This window comes from Blautia sp. MCC269 (genome assembly GCF_018785655.1).
GTDB lineage: Bacteria > Bacillota > Clostridia > Lachnospirales > Lachnospiraceae > Blautia_A.
Genome location: NZ_WQQE01000038.1, coordinates 129,846 through 145,261, shown reverse-complemented (window position 1 = coordinate 145,261; position 15,416 = coordinate 129,846). Strand labels below are relative to the sequence as shown.

The 15,416-nt window shown below is 45.8% G+C and carries 16 protein-coding genes; 11 read left to right on the top strand and 5 right to left on the bottom strand.

The window, feature by feature from the left end:
* The first annotated feature begins 27 nt into the window (after positions 1–27).
* On the top strand, positions 28–327 hold the full coding sequence (locus GPK88_RS12110; protein WP_148447416.1) for a DUF3784 domain-containing protein: 300 nt from the start codon (positions 28–30) through the stop codon (positions 325–327).
* Between the two features lie 96 nt (positions 328–423).
* Here the strand turns inward: GPK88_RS12110 and GPK88_RS12105 are convergent, their stop codons facing one another.
* Positions 424–1,782, bottom strand: coding sequence for an MATE family efflux transporter (locus GPK88_RS12105; protein WP_215707861.1), 1,359 nt, complete (start codon positions 1,780–1,782; stop codon positions 424–426).
* Between the two features lie 2 nt (positions 1,783–1,784).
* Complete coding sequence (locus GPK88_RS12100) at positions 1,785–2,405, bottom strand: HAD family hydrolase (protein WP_215707847.1); 621 nt, start codon at positions 2,403–2,405, stop codon at positions 1,785–1,787.
* Positions 2,406–2,554: 149 nt separating this feature from the next.
* Here GPK88_RS12100 and sfsA point away from each other — a divergent pair, with 149 nt between their 5' ends.
* Genes sfsA through GPK88_RS12090 form a run of 3 tightly spaced genes read left to right on the top strand, consistent with a single transcriptional unit; the run spans position 2,555 to position 5,316 of the window.
* Positions 2,555–3,235 carry a DNA/RNA nuclease SfsA gene (gene sfsA, locus GPK88_RS18910; protein WP_252197766.1) on the top strand — a complete coding sequence of 227 codons (681 nt, stop codon included), beginning with the start codon at positions 2,555–2,557 and terminating at the stop codon, positions 3,233–3,235.
* Between the two features lie 12 nt (positions 3,236–3,247).
* Positions 3,248–4,303 carry an A/G-specific adenine glycosylase gene (gene mutY, locus GPK88_RS18905; protein ID WP_252197765.1) on the top strand — a complete coding sequence of 352 codons (1,056 nt, stop codon included), beginning with the start codon at positions 3,248–3,250 and terminating at the stop codon, positions 4,301–4,303.
* The gene (locus tag GPK88_RS12090) at positions 4,300–5,316 is read left to right on the top strand and encodes a glycosyltransferase family 2 protein (protein ID WP_174095669.1); all 1,017 of its coding nucleotides are present in this window, start codon (positions 4,300–4,302) and stop codon (positions 5,314–5,316) included. Before mutY ends, GPK88_RS12090 begins: the two co-directional genes overlap by 4 nt.
* 54 nt (positions 5,317–5,370) lie before the next feature.
* On the opposite strand, the gene GPK88_RS12085 is transcribed toward GPK88_RS12090, so the two are convergent.
* Positions 5,371–6,060: a phosphatase PAP2 family protein gene (locus GPK88_RS12085; protein ID WP_215707846.1), complete on the bottom strand. Its 690-nt coding sequence runs from the start codon at positions 6,058–6,060 to the stop codon at positions 5,371–5,373.
* Between the two features lie 84 nt (positions 6,061–6,144).
* The gene (locus GPK88_RS12080; protein ID WP_148447403.1) at positions 6,145–7,077 is read right to left on the bottom strand and encodes a diacylglycerol/lipid kinase family protein; all 933 of its coding nucleotides are present in this window, start codon (positions 7,075–7,077) and stop codon (positions 6,145–6,147) included.
* A gap of 180 nt (positions 7,078–7,257) precedes the next feature.
* On the opposite strand from GPK88_RS12080, the gene GPK88_RS12075 reads away from it, so the two are divergent.
* The 6 genes from GPK88_RS12075 to GPK88_RS12050 all read left to right on the top strand — a co-directional run bounded on the left by GPK88_RS12075 (position 7,258) and on the right by GPK88_RS12050 (position 13,343).
* A complete protein-coding gene (locus GPK88_RS12075) occupies positions 7,258–7,932 on the top strand; it encodes a response regulator transcription factor (RefSeq protein WP_148447401.1) in 675 nt (224 codons plus the stop codon).
* A 154-nt stretch (positions 7,933–8,086) separates the two neighbouring features.
* Positions 8,087–10,282, top strand: a complete 2,196-nt coding sequence (locus GPK88_RS12070) for a DNA topoisomerase III (protein WP_148447399.1) — start codon at positions 8,087–8,089, stop codon at positions 10,280–10,282.
* Positions 10,283–10,306: 24 nt separating this feature from the next.
* Positions 10,307–10,687 (top strand): DUF6483 family protein, encoded by a 381-nt coding sequence (locus GPK88_RS12065; RefSeq protein ID WP_148447397.1) that lies wholly within the window; start codon positions 10,307–10,309, stop codon positions 10,685–10,687.
* Complete coding sequence (locus GPK88_RS12060) at positions 10,687–11,358, top strand: YkgJ family cysteine cluster protein (RefSeq protein WP_148447395.1); 672 nt, start codon at positions 10,687–10,689, stop codon at positions 11,356–11,358. Before GPK88_RS12065 ends, GPK88_RS12060 begins: the two co-directional genes overlap by 1 nt.
* Before the next feature lie 43 nt (positions 11,359–11,401).
* On the top strand, positions 11,402–12,301 hold the full coding sequence (locus GPK88_RS12055; RefSeq protein ID WP_148447393.1) for a LysR family transcriptional regulator: 900 nt from the start codon (positions 11,402–11,404) through the stop codon (positions 12,299–12,301).
* Between the two features lie 253 nt (positions 12,302–12,554).
* A complete protein-coding gene (locus GPK88_RS12050) occupies positions 12,555–13,343 on the top strand; it encodes a shikimate kinase (RefSeq protein WP_215707845.1) in 789 nt (262 codons plus the stop codon).
* A 94-nt stretch (positions 13,344–13,437) separates the two neighbouring features.
* On the opposite strand, the gene GPK88_RS12045 is transcribed toward GPK88_RS12050, so the two are convergent.
* Positions 13,438–14,346, bottom strand: coding sequence for a LysR family transcriptional regulator (locus tag GPK88_RS12045; RefSeq protein ID WP_215707844.1), 909 nt, complete (start codon positions 14,344–14,346; stop codon positions 13,438–13,440).
* A gap of 224 nt (positions 14,347–14,570) precedes the next feature.
* Between GPK88_RS12045 and GPK88_RS12040 the strand changes: the two genes are divergently transcribed.
* Positions 14,571–15,410: a sugar phosphate isomerase/epimerase family protein gene (locus tag GPK88_RS12040; protein ID WP_148447387.1), complete on the top strand. Its 840-nt coding sequence runs from the start codon at positions 14,571–14,573 to the stop codon at positions 15,408–15,410.
* Positions 15,411–15,416 lie beyond the last annotated feature (6 nt).

The window sequence follows — 15,416 nt, the reverse complement described above, 5'->3', positions numbered from 1 at the left end:
CTGTTATTTATAAGGAGGAAAATAATTATGTTTGATCAGTCATTCAGTTACATACTGGCAATTGCGGCACTGGTAATTGGTATTATGATTCTTACCGGCCATGGTTCTGTTTTTATGAAAGGTGGAAACACCCAGGCCAGAGCGCAGAAATATGATGAGAAAAAAATGGAAAAAGTTTCCGGAATCGGTCTGATTCTGATTGGAATCGCAACAGGAATTGATGCGTTTACCACAAGTGTGACAGCGAAGATTGTTTATGTGGTTGTGCTGTTTGTGATACTTGCGGTATATCTGTTTGTTCTCAGAACAAAATGCCTGAAAAAATAAGGAAGAAAATAAAAAGGACTCCCCGTAAATAAGAAATCTGTATCCGAATGATTCCTTATTTACGGGGAGTCCTTTTTGTCCCTGACATGGGAAAAATTATTTTAATTTTGTACGGCTGGTATGCCGGAAGGTCAGTGTAAAGACAATACCTTTCACTATAGATGTAAGGGAAAGTGCCCACCAGATACCATCAAGGCCCATTCCCACATGAGTCAGCAGCATGGCAAGAGGTATTCTGGCCCCTGTCAGAATAATACTGATGATACTGCAGAGCTTGGTCATACCAAGGCCGGACAGTGCACCGATGGTCATCAGCTCAATGGCCATGAAAGCCTCACAGAAGCCGATGATGATCAGGTAATTTACAGAAATCCCAAGGGATTCCGGATCATGGAAAAACAGACCGGAGATCGGGCGTGGGAGCAGCACAAAGGCTACAGTTATGATAAGACCCCAGATTGTCAGGATACCAAAGGAAATACGGTAGCCCTGGCGGATGCGGTCGTATTTTTTTGCACCGAAATTCTGTGCGGTAAAAGCATTTAAGGCAGAGGCAAAGCCGTCCGCGGTGTTCCAGGAAACGGATTCGATCTGTCCGCCCACACGCTGGACAGCAATGGCAGCAGCACCGAAGGCGGAAACCATTCTGGTCAGTACCATGGAGATCATACAGTAGAGCATGCTCTGGATAGCGGTTGGAAAACCAATGCGGAAGATATTTTTATAAAATTTTCCCGGAAAACGTGAAAAAAGATGAAGTTCACGAAGTACATTTGTTTCCAGCCCGGAAGTAAAGATCCGGAAAACCAGCACTGCAAAAACCAGGAACTGTGCAGTTACTGTGGCAATGGCAGCACCTGCCGTTTCAAGCTGTGGAAAAGGTCCAATGCCAAGGATCAGGAGCGGATCCAGGAGCATATTTCCCACAAGTCCAAGAAAATTGGCCATCAGCGGAGACCTGGAATCTCCCTGGGCTGTAAAAAGTCCGGTGAGAGTCAGGTTCAGGAAGGAAAAAATGATCAGTCCGCAGGTGATCAGCATATAAGATCTGGCAGAAGAATATGCTTCCGGGTCTGTCAGATTAAAAAAACCGATCAGAGGATCAAGAAATATAATACTTGCTGCAGCAAATAAGAGACCGAAGAGAATGGTCATCTGCAGGGCACTGGCCGCGTAGAAACGTGCCTCTTTATAATCTTTCCTGCCGCAGGCCTGGGCTGTGTTTACCTGTCCTCCCATTCGGGGAAGGGCGACCAGTCCCTGGGAAAGCCACACATACATGCCGCCTACCCCCACACCGGCAACTGCCTTGGATCCCAGAAGCCCGATCCAGGCCATGTCCGTGATATTATAGGCAGTTCCCAGAAAGGACGAGGCCATGATAGGAAGGGCCAGTTCCGCAAGAGTTTTCAGGATTGGACCGGAAGTAAGGTCTATGGATTTTGATCTTTTCATACTCATCTGCATATCTCCGTAAGGTCAAAAGGCCTGGTGATCCGGTAATCCGGTTTATCCACCTGACCGAAACCGTATTCAGCAAAGATAAAAGGAACTCCTGCTTTCCGGCAGGCATTAAAGTCTCCTATAGTATCACCGATATAAACCGGATCGGAAAGATTATTATCCTTGCGGATCTTCATGATATTTTCCGCTTTGGCCATGCCGGTGTCACCGGGACAGAGATGGCCCTTGAAATAGTGTCCGAAGCCTGTGGATTTCAGGAACACTTCAATATATCCGGCCTGGCAGTTACTGACGATAAAAAGAGGAAAACGGCTGGAAAGAATCTTCAGTGTTTTCTCAAGATCCGGATACAGCGGAGCACATTTGAGAAGCAGTGCCTCGTGCTCTGCCTGGCAGCAGCCGTCGATGATACGAAGCTGTTCTGCTTCCGGAAGCTCAGGGAAAAGAGCCTTTGCTATATCCGGCAGCAGCTGGCCGAAAAGCCCCATCAGTCGTTTGGCGCTTACGTCGGTATCCATGTGCTCCGTATGGATAAGGTAATCACTCCAGGCCTCAGCTACGATCCCGGTGGAATCCCAGAGCGTACCGTCAACATCAAAAATAATACTGTCCATCAGAAAAACCTCCCAAAAAATCTGTAATATGTAAAAAAGTAACCTTTTGTAATGGATATAGTACAAAACAATTCTATATGAGAAAAGAAAAAAAAGCAACTGCGCTTTTGAAGATTTTATGTTATAGTAAAAGATACGAGGGAAAAAATATGAACTATAAAAATACGATTAGAGGTATTTTCAAAGACAGGCCCAACCGGTTTATCGCTCATGTACAGATCGGGGATCAGCTGGAAACGGTCCACGTAAAGAACACAGGCAGATGCCGGGAACTTCTTGTTCCGGAAACGGAAGTGATCCTGGAAAAGAGTGACAATCCTGCCAGAAAAACGAAATACGATCTGATCTGTGTGAACAAGACGGGCCGCTGGATCAATATGGATTCCCAGGCCCCAAATAAAGCAGCAGAAGAGTGGGTGGCAGCCGGAAATCTTTTTCCGGAGAAAGTGACAGTCAGGCGTGAGAAGACATACGGAAACTCCCGTTTTGACCTGTATGTGGAATCCGAAATGCGGAAGGCTTTTATCGAGGTAAAAGGCGTCACCCTGGAAGAAAATAATATCGTGCGCTTTCCGGACGCACCTACAGAGCGTGGAATCAAGCATCTCCACGAACTGATGAAGGCGGCAGCTGACGGCTATGAGGCCTATCTTCTTCTGGTGATCCAGATGAAGGATGTACAATATTTTGAACCCAACTGGGAGACACATCCGAAGTTCGGGGAAACACTTAAGGAGGCAGCAGATGCCGGTGTCTACATCCTGGCCTATGACTGCGCTATCACGGAAGATTCCATGAAAATCTGTGATCCGGTACAGGTGAAATTATAGAAAGGAAACAATATGACCGAAAACATTGCAGAACCCCTTCTGAAATGGTACGATAAAAACAAGAGGATCCTGCCCTGGCGTGATAAGAATAATGCCTATTATACCTGGGTATCAGAGATCATGCTCCAGCAGACCCGTGTGGAAGCTGTGAAACCTTATTTTGCACGGTTTATCCAGGAACTTCCCGATGTGGAAGCCCTTGCAGCAGCGCCGGAAGAGCGGATCGTCAAGCTGTGGGAAGGCCTTGGTTATTACAGCCGTGTTCGCAATATGCAGAAAGCGGCCATTCAGGTCATGGAAGAATATGATGGCAGGATTCCTGAAGACTTTGAGACACTTCTCTCGTTAAAAGGAATAGGAAGATATACGGCAGGTGCCATTGCGTCCATTGCCTATGGGAAGAAAGTCCCGGCAGTAGATGGAAATGTGCTGCGGGTATATGCAAGACTGACCGAAAACAGGGGAGATATCATGAAACAGTCTGTGCGGAAAGCCGTGGAAAACGAGCTTACAGAGCGGATGCCTAAGGATCGGCCAGGGGATTTCAACCAGGCCATGATGGAACTGGGAGCTGTAGTCTGTGTTCCAAACGGAACGGCGAAGTGTGAAGAATGTCCCCTTGGGCAGTTCTGTCTTGCCAGAAAACACGGAACTGTAGAAGAACTTCCGGTAAAAGCACCGAAAAAAGCTCGCACCATAGAACAGCGCACAGTCCTTGTGATCCAGGACGGGGCCAGCACAGCGATCCGGAAACGCCCGGATACAGGACTTCTGGCAGGCCTTTATGAACTTCCCAATGTGGAAGGACACCTGACCAAAAAGGCAGCGCTTGCCCAGGTGAAAGATATGGGACTGGAACCCTTAAGGATCGAAGCACTGCCGGATGCGAAGCACATTTTTTCCCATATTGAATGGAGAATGTGCGCCTATCGTATCGCCGTATCCTCCCTGGAAGAAGCACCTAGGGAAAAGTTCCTGTTTGCGGATAAGAGAGAATCCGATAAAAAATATGCAATACCATCTGCGTTTCGCGCATACACCAGATACATGAAGGAGGAAAACTCATGAAACTTTTGAGCGTAGCAATACCATGCTATAATTCAGAGGCTTATATGTCAAAATGCATCAATTCCCTGCTGATCGGAGGAGAAGAAGTGGAGATCATCATTGTAGATGATGGCTCCAGCGACCGTACTGCCGAGATCGCGGATGACTATGCAGAGAAATATCCAACCATCGTAAAAGCCATCCACCAGGAAAACGGCGGCCATGGACAGGCAGTTAACACAGGAATCAAAAATGCAACAGGCCTTTATTTTAAAGTTGTGGACAGTGATGACTGGGTAAATCAGGACGCCTACTATGAGATCCTGAAGACACTTTATGATCTTACCCGTGGAGCCGAGACTGTGGATCTTCTTATCAGTAACTTTGTTTATGAGAAGCAGGGCGCTACCCGCAAAAAAGTCATGCAGTACAGACACTGTTTCCCGACAAATCAGATCTTCGGCTGGGACGAAATACGCCACATGAAAAAAGGTCAGTACCTTCTTATGCATTCCATGATCTACCGTACCAAACTTCTCCATGACTGTGGAATGGAGCTTCCGAAGCATACGTTCTATGTAGATAACCTGTTTGCATTTGAGCCGCTTCCCTATGTAAAAAATCTCTATTATCTGGATGTGAATTTCTACCGGTATTTTATCGGAAGAGATGACCAGTCCGTCAATGAGAAAGTGATGATCAAACGTATCGATCAGCAGATCCGTGTAAACAAGCTGATGGTAGATGCCTACCTGAAAGCCAATGTAAGCAACCGGAGACTTCGTGCCTATATGTTCAGTTATCTGGATATCATCACAACCGTTTCCTCGATCATGCTGGTAAGAGCTGCAACGCAGGAATGCCTGGACAAAAAACAGGAGCTGCAGGATTATATCAAAGACCAGAATATGGGACTGTACCGGAAACTTCGGAGAAGTCTCTTCGGAAGAGTGTCAAACCTTCCGGGAAGAGGTGGAAGAAAGATGTTTGTGGCAGCCTATAAGATCTGCCAGAAGTTTTATGGATTTAACTAAAGATTTTATATGAAAGACTAAATAAAAAAAGCCCCCACCTGGAGGGCTTTTTTATTATAAATTCTGTTCAGTTTTTTTCTTGCTCATCTGTGCCATAGCACGCTGTTCCTCATAATCTTCCACTCTCTGTGGATAGAACATAAGGTGTCCGAACAGTGCCATCGTGGTACCGAGGCATACATCGATCACCGAATGCTGCTTGATAAACATGGTGGACAGGATGATCAGAATGGAAAGGATCAGAGATCCTCTCTGGATCCATTTCTTATCTTTCAAAGCCTGGCAGTGATGGATGGCAAAATAAACAGCCAGGGAATTAAATACATGGATGCTTGGCAGGATATTAGTAGGGGTATCTGTCCGGTAGATTCCTGCAACCAGTTGTGTAAAGATGTTGTTTCTCGGGAATACCGCAGGGCGGAGATGCTGAATGTTCGGATAGATGTAAGAAACAACAAGGAAAACTGTCATTCCCATCATCAGGTTGAAGATCAGCTGGAAATATTCCCGTTTATTCTTATTGCGGAACAGGAAATACACAACCGTCAGTATCACATATGGAAACCATAAAAGGTACGGGATAACAAAGATCTCGCAGAACGGGATCATATCATCAAAAACAGTATGTACAACATGGTAGGCACGTACAGGCCGCTGTTCCAGATATCCGAACAGGATAAGATACACAACGAAATAGATTGCTATGATAAAACCGTGCCTGTATTTTTTTATCTTACTCAACATTTTGCCGCTCCTTTTCTTGATGTATGGCCAAAATGCCACGGGTGTCAGTCTTAAGCTTCTTTTTTGTTAAGTATCTACCTGCTACTATAACACAGGCATTATGATTTTTAAAGGTTTCTTTTCAATGGTCACAGAAAATTCACGCTGGATTCCGCCGGATTCTCCGTCTTTATGCACAGGAAGAGGACGGTCACTTGTAATATGTACGTCTTTACACTGTAAAATATGTACACCGCGAAGGTGTGTATGTTTCCCCCAGAGTGCGCCCGGCAGACAGAAAAGCATTTTCAGTTTGGAGATCCCTTCAATGACGATCACATCCAGGAGGCCGTCATCCGGACTGGCATCCGGGCAGAACTTAAAGCCGCCTCCCTCGTATTTCTGGTTCATTACAGCCGCGAACCAGGTCTTCTGGAAGGTCTGTGGTTCTTTTCCGTTAAGGGTTACCGTAACCGAGGACGGTGTGAGGAAGAGAAACTGTTTCAGAGCCACCATAAGGTAGATCAGTTTACCCATATGGAGACGGTTGAGAAATTTTTTCCCGGGGGTGATCAGGACTTCCTGACAGACCGCCGCATCATAGCCCATTCCCGCACTGATACCGAACCGGTAGGAATGGCTGCCGAGATGGATCACAGGAACATCCATGGAAATCGTCCGTTTGTTCTCAAGGATGGAGCGAAGCGCCTCAAAAGGATCAAAAGGAAGCCCCATACTGCGGCAGAAATCATTGCCGGACCCAACTGGGATAAATCCAAAGATGACCGAAGACAGATCGCTGATCCCGGTAAGTACTTCGTAAATTGTGCCATCGCCGCCTACAGTTACCAGTGTTACCGGACTTTCCGGTGTTCCGGCGGCACTGATTTTTTTCGCCAGTACTGTGGCGTGTCCCACATATTCTGTGAGAAAATACTGATATGAAATCCCCTGACTTTCCATGATGCTGCGAAGCCGGTTCCAGACATTACGCCCCTCTCCGGATCTTGAATTGGGATTCACAATAAAAGAATACATAATAAAAAACCTCCAAACAACTGTCAGCTTTATCATAACATTGACGTCCGGCTTTTACAAATTAAAATTTCTTAAGGATTTCTATATTTTACATAAACTTAACGTTTTTTCTATGCTGGATTTTACGAAGGCATTTTATACTTGCAACTATCAGTTGAAAAATAAAGTTGGAGGAAAATTATGATATATCTGGTGGAAGATGATGAAAGTATCCGTGAACTTGTTGTATATACATTAAACAGTCAGGGCCTGGAGGCACAGGGATTTGAACGGCCATCACTTTTCTGGAAGGCGCTGGAAAAAGAACTGCCTTCCCTGGTGCTTCTGGATATTATGCTTCCGGAGGAGGACGGACTGTCCATTTTAAAGAAAATCCGTATCCGTCCGGATGTCCGGAAACTTCCGGTAATCATGCTTACCGCAAAAGGCAGTGAGTTTGACACCGTGGTAGGCCTGGACAGCGGTGCAGATGATTATATTCCGAAGCCATTCCGTATGATGGAGCTGATCTCCAGGGTACGTGCCCTCCTTCGAAGATCCGAGGACAACGGTGCAGAGGAGTACCGCATGGAAAATCTTTATGTGTGCCCGGGAAGACATGAGGTGACGGTTGACCAGGAACCTGTAAATCTGACACTGAAAGAATACGAGATGCTTTGTCTCCTTCTGAAAAACAGTGGCACGGTTCTCTCCAGAACCCAGCTTTTAAATCAGATCTGGGGCTATGAATTTGACGGGGAAAGCAGAACCGTAGATGTACATATCCGTACCCTCCGCCAGAAACTTGGTTCTGCCGGAGATCTGGTGGAAACAGTCCGTGGCGTGGGCTATAAGATCAGCGGAAAATGCGCGTGACCAACGGTTAAGAACCATACAAAACAGACAGGCACTTCGCAGGAAAAAGGCTTCGGCCCTTTTCTGGACGAAGTGCTTTTTTCATGCTATAATAGGTGAACCCTGGGGCATATCCGAAGAATTGTCCCAAAGACTAAGAGGTGAAATAAAAAATATGAAATCATTAGTGATCGCGGAGAAACCGTCGGTTGCCAGAGACATTGCAAGAGTCCTTCACTGCAGCCAGAAAGGGAACGGAACCCTGGAAGGAAAAGATTATGTAGTGACCTGGGCACTGGGACATCTGGTAACCCTGGCAGATCCGGAAGAATACGATAAAAAATATACCAAATGGGAACTTTCCACCCTTCCTATGATGCCGGAAAAAATGAAACTGGTGGTGATCCGCCAGACATCCAAACAGTACAATACGGTAAAAAAACAGCTTTACCGGAAGGATATCGGGGAGATCATCATTGCCACAGATGCCGGACGTGAGGGAGAACTGGTAGCCAGATGGATCCTTGCAAAGGCAGACTGTCATAAACCGATCAAACGTCTGTGGATCTCATCGGTAACGGATAAGGCGATTCGTGACGGTTTTGCCCACCTGAAGAACGGCCATGATTATGATAATCTTTACCGTGCGGCACAGGCCAGGGCAGAAGCAGACTGGCTGGTGGGAATGAACGGAACAAGAGCACTGACCTGTAAATACAATGCCCAGCTTTCCTGTGGACGTGTGCAGACACCGACCCTTGCCATGATCGCAAGAAGAGAGCAGGATATCCGGGAATTTAAACCGGAAGATTATTACGGCATCACCCTGCAGGCAGGAAACGTGCGCTGGACCTGGAGAGACAAAAAGAGCGGAAGTCTCCGGACTTTTAAGAAGGAACGGGCCCAGGAAATCCAGGCAAAAGCCGGAAAAAGCAGCCTTACAGTAACCAAAGTTTCCAGAAAACCGAAGAAGACCTATGCGCCGGGACTTTATGACCTGACAACCCTTCAGAGAGAAGCCAATCAGAAATATGGTTTTTCCGCAAAAGAGACTCTGAATATCATGCAGCGGCTCTATGAGAACCACAAGGTTCTTACGTATCCAAGAACCGATTCCAGATATATCGGAAAGGATGTAGTTCCTACGATTAAAGAACGCCTTCAGGCATGCGGAACAGGCCCCTACCGGAAACTTGCCGGTGCGCTGGCAAACAAACCGATCCAGGCCAATGCAAGTTTTGTGGATGATAAGAAAGTCAGTGATCATCATGCCATCATTCCTACAGAACAGTTTGTACAGCTGGATCACATGACAAATGAGGAACGGAAGATCTATGATATGGTAGTCCGCCGTTTCTTAAGTGTGCTGTATCCGCCGGCTGTATATGAGCAGGTAAGTATGGAAGGAACTGCAGCAGGAGAAACTTTTGCCGCAAGCGGACGGATCGTAAAAAGCGCCGGATGGAGGGAAGTCTATGAAGGTGGTTGGCAGGATGAGGAAGAAGAGGATTCCTCTGATAAGCTGAAAGACCAGAAACTTCCGGAGCTCACGGAAGGCCAGATTCTTACTGTGGAATCTGCATCTCTTACAAATGGCAAAACAAAACCGCCTGCAAGATTTACAGAGGCCACACTTCTCGGGGCTATGGAGAATCCGGTCCACTTTATGGAAAGCCACGACAAAAAGGCGGCGAAGACCCTTGGCGAAACCGGTGGACTTGGAACGGTAGCTACAAGAGCCGATATCATCGAGAAGCTTTTTAACAGTTTTATGATGGAAAAAAGAGGCAATGAGATCTACATTACCTCCAAGGCAAAACAGCTCCTGGAACTGGTTCCGGAAGAACTGAAAAAGCCGGAACTTACCGCAGACTGGGAGATGAAACTTAGCGATATTGCAAACGGGAAACTCCGTCAGGATAAATTCCTCACAGGGATCCGTGAGTATGCCTGCGAGATCGTAGATGAGATCAAGAGCGGGCAGGGAACGTTCCGCCATGATAATATGACAAACAAGAAATGCCCCAACTGCGGAAAACATCTTCTGGCAGTAAACGGCAAGAATGCAAAGATGCTGGTGTGCGAAGACAGGGAATGTGGATACAGGGAGACGGTATCCCGAACCACCAACGCACGCTGCCCGAAATGCCACAAGCGTATGGAGATGCTTCTGAAGGGAAAAGAAGAAACCTTTGTATGCCAGTGCGGATATAAAGAGAAACTTTCATCCTTCCAGGCGAGACGTGCTAAAGAAGGTGCAGGTGTCAATAAACGGGATGTGCAGCGTTATCTGAAAAAGCAGCAGAAAGAGGCAAATGAGCCGGTGAACAACGCATTTGCACAGGCATTATCCGGGATTAAACTGGATTAAGAAGCAGAAAGAGAGGAAACGGACATGGGATTACAGGATGACAGAATGTCAGGAAATATTCAGGATATCGCAAGACTGATCACAAGACTTCTTCTTAATGGAGATATGCCGCAGTATACACTTCCTGCAGCAGAGGCAGATTATACAGAAGCAGATCATCTTTTTAAGAAAGTTATCGGACTTGCCGATGAGGGCGACATCAATGGAGCGGAAAATGAGCTTCTTATGAATATGGAGGACGATGATCCAGATTATCTGGAACTTGCCCTTACATTTTATCTGTATCTCAATGATATGGATGGCGATTACCTGGATGACCACGGTTATTCCAGGGAAGAGGTCCTGGATGGGGTGAAAAGCCTTGCGGAAGACTGGGGCGTTACCGGACTGGAGACCCTGGTCTGATGCGGCGGGAAGTTACGCTGGAGGAGATTTCCGACGGCCGTTTATACGAAGCAAATGACATGGTAAAGGCAGACTGCCAGGACTGTAAAGGCTGTTTTGACTGCTGTACCGGAATGGGAGATTCCGTTGTGCTGGATCCTTTGGACGTATGGCGTTTAAGCCAGGGACTTGGTTTAAGTGTGGATCAGCTTCTTGCGGGAAAAATCGAGCTTGGCGTTACAGACGGGAATATTTTGCCGCATCTTAAGATGGCAGGTGCAGAGGAACGATGCGTATTTCTGGATGGAAACGGAAGGTGTTCCATCCACAGTTTCCGTCCGGGATTCTGCCGTCTGTTCCCGCTGGGAAGATATTATGAGGATGGTGGCTTTAAATACATCCTTCAGATTCACGAGTGCAAAAAGACCAGCCGCAGTAAGATTAAAGTCCGGAAATGGGTAGATACACCGGATTTCAAAAACTACGAAAAATTTGTCTGTGACTGGCATTATTTTCTTCTGGATGTGCAGGAAGTTCTCTATGAGAGTGAGGACAGTGACCTGATCCGAAATCTGAACATGTATGTGGTAAACCAGTTCTACCGGAAGCCTTATGACGGGAACCGGGATTTTTATGAGCAGTTTTACGAGAGACTTGCGGCTGGAAAAGAGCTCCTGAGCCTTGGGATGTGAGACAGGTTCTCTCAAGCGGAGGAAAGAAAGGATTTTTTAACATATGAACTTAAATCAGCTCACATATTTTGTGACACTTGCCCAGATCGAGAATTATACTAGGGCGGCAAAGAGGCTGGATATTACGCAGCCAAGCCTGAGCCATGCGATTTCCAACCTGGAAAAGGAACTTCAGGTGCCCCTTTTTGAGCGCCACGGAAGAAATGTGACCATGACAAAATACGGGGAAATGTTTCTGAAATATGTGCAGGACTCCTTACATATCCTGAATCTTGGTGTGGAGAGGATTCAGGAAGCGGCAAGGATTCCAGGTGGAAGTATTTCCATCGGGTATATCCATACCCAGGGACGCAGGTTTATTCCGGAGCTTGTCCGTGGGTTCTTAAATGAACAGGAAGGGAAAAAAATAGATTTTCATTTTCAGAATGCGGCAACAGGTACTCTGATCCGTGGATTGAAGGAAGAGAAGTTTGACGTGATCTTCTGCTCCCGTGCGGAAGGGGAAAAAGAAATCAGCTTTGTGCCGGTAGCAGAAGAAAAACTGGTGGCTGTTGTACCGGAAGATCATGCCCTTGCCGGAAAAAATACAGTGACCATAGAAGAACTGGGCCAGTATCCCCAGGTGACGTTTACCCCCACCAGCGGACTGTATTTTGTGGTACGGGAACTTTTTGAAAAAGAGGGAATCGTACCGGAAACCGCTTTTGAAGTGGAAGAGGATGGTGCCCTTGCGGGAATGGTGGCAGAAGGTTTCGGTGTGGGGATCGTGCCGGATGTGCCGGTGATCCATACCCTGCCTGTGAAGATCTTAAATATCGAGAATCTTCATTACCGCCGTTACATATACATGGGAATGCTGAAAAACCGGTATCCAAGTTCTCTTGTAGAGCAGTTTCGGGATTATATCTTCAAGCATTACCGGATCTATGAAGTGATACAGTAGAATACCTGCGAAAAAATTTCTGTGAAAAATCTCTGCTTCTTATGAGGAGGCAGAGATTTTTTTACAGGGGAGGAGAATGGCGAATCTATAGAGAAATTTATAGAAAATATCTATAGATTACATGTATAAATTCAATAAAAGTTTAGGTTGAGATAAAAATGACCAGTTGGTATAATAAGGACAGACACTTGATTTAAAGTGATAAAGTGATGACGGAAATCCGTAATAAAATGAACGAAGCAAAGGAGAAATTATGAACCAGTTAGAAGTATTAAGAGAGAGCCTTGGACAGTGCGATGAGATCATCCTGGACGCACTGCTTATGAGAAACAGAATCGTAGAGGACATCATGGTATACAAGGAAGCCAATGATCTTCCGGTACTTCAGCCGGAGCAGGAGGCGAAGCAGAAAGGATGGCTGGAAGCCAGAATGGAAGGCAGGCGCCATAAGAAAGAAGTAAACGATGTTTTCGCAAGCATCACACAGAACAGTAAGAGAATCCAGTCCAGAAATCTTTTCAACTACAATATCTTCCTGATCGGATTCATGGGCGCAGGTAAATCCACAATCTCTGATTATCTGAAGAATGCACTGGCAATGGATGTTGTGGAGATGGATCAGTGTATTGTGGAGAGACAGGGAATGAGTATTTCCGATATATTTGAGACTTACGGAGAAGAGTATTTCCGCGAGCTTGAGACAAATCTTCTCATCGAGATGCAGTCCCAGTCCAATGTTGTAGTATCCTGTGGCGGCGGTGTTCCAATGAGAGAGCGTAACGTTGTTGAGATGAAGAAAAACGGCCGTGTTGTACTCCTTACCGCAAAACCGGAGACGATCCTTGAGCGTGTAAAAGATAACCATGACCGTCCGCTTCTTGAAAACAACAAGACAGTTCCATTTATCGCAGACCTGATGGAGAAACGTCGCGCAAAATATGAGGCAGCAGCCGACATCGTGATCCAGACAGACGGAAAGAGCGAGCTTGAGATCTGCGAGGAGCTGATCCACAGACTTCGTGAGGCAGATGCGAATAAATAATCGCTGATCATAAAACAGAATATTTTTTACATATTAAAAGGATAGCTGTCCGATAAACCGTACAGAAACAAGACGGAATCGGGCAGCTGTCCTTTTAATTGGTCTTATAAAAAATTTCCTTAGATGTTTTCTCGATCACAAACTTCTTAAAGGCTTCCACAACCGGCGGATGGTACACATCTTTCAGCATGGCCATGTAGAAATTCCTCTGCCAGCTTGGAGAGACAAGTGGCAGGATCTTAAGATCCAGAGAATGAAGGATGGGGATATCCGGGGCAATGCAGATGCCGAAATCATTGGCAACAAATCCTGCGGCAACCTGGTCCTCATCGATTTCAAAAGCAACATCCGGGTACTGGCCGATACTCTTAAACAGCTGGTCAATGATCTGGCGGAGACCACTTCTCTTCTTGAAGATGATCTGTTTATATGAAAGAGTTTCCTCCAGATGGATCTCGGATTTCTCCGCAAGAGGATGTCCGGGAGGAACAATAACCACCAGATCCTGCTTGGCAACGGGGATAAACTCGATCAGCGGTTCGTCATCAAATTTGGAACAGAAGCCGATATCATATTTCTTCTCTTTCAGGCCGGTAAGGATATCGCCGGTAAGCACCTTGTCGCAGAACAGATTGAAATTGATCTGTTTTCCCTCGTTGGCAGTGAGAAAACTGCGGATGATCTTCGGCACAAAATCAACACCCAGAGTCCGGAGAAAGGCCACATCAATCTGTCCTTCTCCCTTTCCGGCAAGCTGGAGACCGTTTACAGAGGAATCCAGCCGGTTCAGGGTTTCTTCCACATCCCCCAGAAAAGTTTTGCCATATTTGGTGAGAGAAACATTCCGTCCGTTTTTTTCAAATAATTTCACTCCAAGTTCTTCCTCCAGGGAAGAGATCGCGTGACTTAAACTGGGCTGTGTGATCGCCAGAACATCAGCAGCTTTCGTGTAATGTTCCAGATGGGCCAGTGTCACGAAATATCGAAGATGATACAGGTTCATTTTCAAAGCTCCTTTCGTAAGTTTATCTGAAGGTTTTATTTAAGCAGATTCCAGTGAAAATGTTTTATATAGTATACCACGATATATTGATAAAATCTATGAATTCTCCTGGTACAATCAATTTGTTTTGTATTTAACAAAGTTATATAATGCTTATAGAAAAAAGATACAAAATAATTTAAAAAAAACAAAAAAAATTATTTATATTTTCAGGAGGAATCACCATGTCAAAAGAATTTCCAATTACAATCAGTTCCTGGACACTTGGAGATCAGTGCAAATTTGAGGACCGTGTAAAAGCAGCCAAAGAAGCTGGCTATGAGGGAATCGGCCTGAGAGCGGAAACCTACGTAGATGCCCTGAATGAGGGACTTTTCGACGAGGATATCCTGGCAATCCTGGATAAATATGACATGAAGGTAACAGAGGTTGAGTACATCGTACAGTGGGCAGAGGAACATCGTTCCTATGAGCAGAAATACAAAGAGCAGCTCTGCTTCCATATGTGTGAATTATTTAACGTAGAACAGATCAACTGTGGACTGATGGAGAACTATTCCGTAGAGTACACAGCACAGAAACTCCGTGAGCTCTGCCACAGAGCAGGCAAATACATCATCGGTGTTGAGCCAATGCCATACAGCGGAATCCCGGATGTGAAAAAAGGATGGGCTGTTGTAAAAGCTGCTGACTGTGAGAACGCAAAACTGATTCTTGATACATGGCACTGGGTAAGAGCAAATCAGCCCATCGAGCTTTCCGTACTTGAGGGAATCCCGGCAGACAAGATCGTATCCATCCAGATCAACGATGTATGGGAAAGACCATACGCAACAACAATCTTAAGAGATGAGTCCATGCATGATCGTCTTGCTCCTGGAACAGGAATCGGAACAACCGTACCGTTCGTAAAAATGATCAAAGAAAAAGGTATCAAACCAAATGCAATCGGTGTAGAGGTTATCAGCGATGCAAACCTTGAAAAAGGTATCGAGTATGCTGCAAAACATACATACGAGAACACCAAGAAAGTACTGGAAGAGGCTTGGCCGGAAGTACTCTAATCAGAA